This window comes from Micromonospora sp. 4G55, from assembly GCF_016803375.1.
The window spans coordinates 1-3,795 of record NZ_JAEVHN010000594.1 but is presented as its reverse complement, the minus strand read 5'-3'; the positions used below and the strand labels follow the sequence as shown (position 1 = coordinate 3,795).

The 3,795-nt window shown below is 74.1% G+C and carries 2 protein-coding genes and 2 pseudogenes; all 4 read right to left on the bottom strand.

Going from position 1 to position 3,795, the window contains the following annotated elements; genetic code table 11:
* Window positions 1-45: 45 nt before the first annotated feature.
* Window positions 46-1,578: a CpaF family protein gene (locus JNW89_RS30575; RefSeq protein ID WP_238451719.1), complete on the bottom strand. Its 1,533-nt coding sequence runs from the start codon at window positions 1,576-1,578 to the stop codon at window positions 46-48.
* A 20-nt stretch (window positions 1,579-1,598) separates the two neighbouring features.
* A complete protein-coding gene (locus JNW89_RS30570; protein ID WP_238451716.1) occupies window positions 1,599-2,399 on the bottom strand; it encodes a ParA family protein in 801 nt (266 codons plus the stop codon).
* Window positions 2,399-3,048: pseudogene (locus JNW89_RS30565) on the bottom strand (SAF domain-containing protein). The gene JNW89_RS30570 and the pseudogene JNW89_RS30565 overlap by 1 nt, the downstream one beginning before the upstream one ends.
* Window positions 3,045-3,701: pseudogene (locus JNW89_RS30560) on the bottom strand (hypothetical protein); the annotation flags it as partial. The pseudogenes JNW89_RS30565 and JNW89_RS30560, both read right to left, overlap by 4 nt.
* Window positions 3,702-3,795 lie beyond the last annotated feature (94 nt).

Sequence of the window (3,795 nt, the reverse complement as noted above, 5' to 3'; positions counted from 1 at the left end):
CTCCGGTCGCGACCGCGCGGCTCGACCGGGGCCGACTCCGCGCGCTCACCGGCGCACCGCCGGGCCGAGTCGGCTGTGCCGGGGGCGGCGCCAGGCGCCGGTGCCGGCCTCGATGAAGCGGGTCAGCAGGCGGGCGTCGTAGCCGACCCGCAGCAACTGGTCGCGGATGCGTTCCGGCAGGTGGCGGGGGACGGCCCGGCCGTCCGGGCCGGGGCCGAAGACGCTGGTGGTGACGATCCGGTTGCCCTCGCCGACCCCGATCACCTCCTCCACGTGGGAGACGAACCGGTGCTTGCGCCCGCCGATCGCGGTCTCGTCCTCGACGGTCACGTAGACGATCAGGTCGAGGGCGTTGCCGGCCATCCGGCGGGCCTGGTCGACCGTCATCTCCCGGCCGTGGGCCAGCGCCAGCTCGATGATCCGCTCGCTCACCCCGGCCGGGGTACGGGCGTGGATGGTGCACATCGAGCCGCGGCTGGTGGTCATCGCCTGGAGCATCGGCACGATCTCCCGGGACCGGACCTCGCCGACGATGATCCGCAGCACGCCCATCCGCAGCGACACCGGGATCAGGTCGGCGATGCTCACCTCACCCGCCGGTCGCCCGTCCATCCCGCGCTCGCCGTGCCCCTCGCGGGACTCGAAGCTCATCACCGCCCGGTGCTTGCGGCCCCGGCGGGCCGGCAGCAGCTCCCGGCTCTCCTCCAGCAGCACGTACGGCTCGTCGGGCGGGATCTCGTCCATCAGCGCCCGGATGACCGTCGTCTTTCCCGCTCCGGCCAGCCCGGCGACCATGATGTTGAGCCCGGCCCGCATGGACGCGCGCAGGAAGTCGCGCAGCAGCGGGTCGATCATCTCGTCCAGGTCGGGGCGGGAGCCGGCGATCTCCTCCAGGCTGACGTCCAGCGTGTTGTGCTTGCGGATCACCGCGTACGGGCGGTGGCTGACCAGGAACACCGCCGCGAGGCGGCTGCCGTCGGGCAGTTGCAGGTCGAGCGTCGGCTTGGACGTCGACAGGGACCGCTCGGTCGCGCCGGCCCGGCGGGCCGCCGCCTGGAGGATCTCCACCAGCTCGTCGTCGCTGTCGGCGATCGGCTCGACCCAGTCGACGCCCCCACCGTGCCGGGTGATGCGCACCTGGTCGCAGCCGAGGATGTGCACCTCCTCGATGGTGTGGTCGACCAGCAGCGTCTGGAGCCGGCCCAGCCCCACCAGCTCGGCGGTGACCTGGTCGAGCAGGATCCGCTCCTCGTCGGCGGCCATCGGGGTGCCGGCCCGGCGCACCGAGTCGGCGTACCCGGAGACCACGGCGACCGCGAGCCGGGCCCGCTCGACCTCCTCGGCGTTGGCGTCGAACTCCCGGCCGCGCTGCCACTGGGTGAGCCGTTCGCTCAGTTCCCGGCGCAGTTCGCGGACCACCGCGAAGTCCACCCGCGGTCGCGGCGGCGGGGTGGGCGGGGGTGGCGCGACGGGCGGCGCCGGCTGGTGGTGCCGGCCGTTCACCGGGGGCAGCGGCGGCATCGTCGAGGTCGCCGCCGGCTGCTGACGCGGGTCGTGGGAGACCGGCTCAAACCGCATGACGTGCCTCCCCGGGCGGCTCACACCACATCCGGCACCTCCTGGGCGGCGGGCCAGGCCAACCGGGCCCGGCGGCGGTCCAGCAGCGCCCGGACCGGCACCTCCAGCGCGCCGGCCGCGCGCATCAACGGCCGCCCGGCGCGTACGGTGCCGCCGAGGCTGAGCACCTCGGCGGTACGCGGGTCCGCCGGCAGGGTGGCGATCACCGGTACCCGCAGCGCCTTGCTGATCTCGCCCTTGCCGTGCCCGTCGCCGACCACCAGCAGCCGCAGCGTGCCCGGGGGCACCCGGTGCTCGGTGAAGTCCCGCTCGATCGCCCGGATCATCGACCGGGTGGCGGAGAGGTCGGGCAGCTGCGCCCGGGTTACCAGCAGCACCACCGCCGCGGCCCGCAGCACCGGCCACGGTGGACCGGCCACCTGGAGTCGCCCACAGTCGACGATCACGTCGTACGGCGGCTGGCCCTTTTCCAGGCTGCCGAAGAAGTCGGCGAACCGCTGCCAGAGCGGGCTGACGCTGCCCGCCTGGGCCGGGTCGACCACGCCCGGCAGCAGCAGCCGTTCCCGCCGCGGCGCGTCCAGGTCGACCAGCTGCGACCAGAAGGCGCTCTCCAGGTTGCCGTCGCGCAGCTCGCCGACGGCCAGTTCGCCGATGCCCCGGGGACCGTCCAGCGCGCCGCCGAGGTAGCCGGCGAGGATGGTGCCGCCGGCCGGGTCGCACTCGGCCAGCACCAGCCGCCGGTGCCAGCTCAGCGCGCAGGCCAGCGCGGTGGTGGTGACCCCGGGCGACCCCTTCGCCGAGACCAGCGCGATGATCGCCATCAGGCCGCCTCGACCAGCACCAGGGCGATCCGCTCCTGGGCGGCCAGCACCACCACGGCCGGCACGTCCCGGACGGGCAGCGCCACGTAGACCACCACGTCGTCGTTCTCCGGGGTGGCCGTGTCGATCACCGTGCCGGTGAACCGGGTGCCCGGCGCCTGGCTGTCGTCGTTGTCGGCGGGGGTGCTGACCAGCAGCACCTTGTCGCCGGGATGGAGCTTGCGGGCGGGCACCTGGGTCTGCTTCAAGCCGAGCGCGATCTGCTGCTGCCCCTCGCCGAGCAGCGGGGCGTCGGTGAGCTGCCCCATGGTCAGCAGCGTGCCGGGGGTGAGCGACACCGCCGCCCGCTTCCCGACCACCTCGTCGAGCTTGCCGGCCGGTACCGGGGACAGCCCGGCCCCGCCGGAGACCTGCACGCTGACCAGGTCGTCGGCGCTGAGCTGCGGCCGACCTCGACCGGGCGGGCGACCGCCAGGTAGCTGCCGGTGGCCCGGACCGAGGTGACCGCGAAGGCCGCGCCGAGGCCGCCCAACGCGATCAGCAGCACCGCCAGCCCCAGCAGGCCGGGACGGGTTCGGCGCTGGCGGAGCACCTTCGGCGGGGCGACCGGCGCGTCGACCGGGGTGCCGTTGCGGGTGACCAGGCTCATCGGGTAACCACCTGAAGCTCGTCGATCTCGATCAGAGTCGTTCCGCTGGTCCGGGTCTGGGCGATCACGCCGCTCTCGCCGCCGCCGCGCCAGGTCACCGACCAGTACGTGGTGGCGCTGACCCGGTAGGTGCCGGCCTTCGGGTAGCCGGAGTCGTAGCCGCAGTCCGGCGAGGTCTTCCCGGCGCGGCGCCCCTTCGGGTCGTACGGGGTGCCCTCGTCGGCGCAGGTGACCTTGACGCCGTTGCCCATGGTCCAGACGATCCGGTCGACCTTGGCGGTGATGTCCACCCGCAGGCCGCGGTCGGAGTCCCAGGCGTGGATCGGGCCGAAGTAGTTCCGGCCCGGGCTGGCCCACATCCAGACCGGCAGGCCGACCAGGCCGGGGCCGGTGTTGCGGCGGGGCGCCACCGCGATCCGGGGCGGCAGCAGCGAGATCGACGCCAGGACCCGCCGGGCCAGTTCCTCCGGGTCGGGCGGCGTGCCGAACCCGGGTGGCGGGGTGTCCCGCAGCACCACGGTCTGGCTGCCGAGGTCGCCGCCGTTGCAGGTGCGGACGTACCACTGCTGACCCTCGGGGGCCTCGGGCTGCGGCTCGGCCAGCTTGTAGTAGCAGCCGTCGGCGTTGTTGAACCAGCCGAGGAACTGGTTGTAGCGTAAGGCCGGTGCCCCGCCTCACCCATGACAGGACCACCTGGCTGACCTACGCCCAGCTGGGGCTGTGGGGCTTCTTCCTCTACGGGTTCGG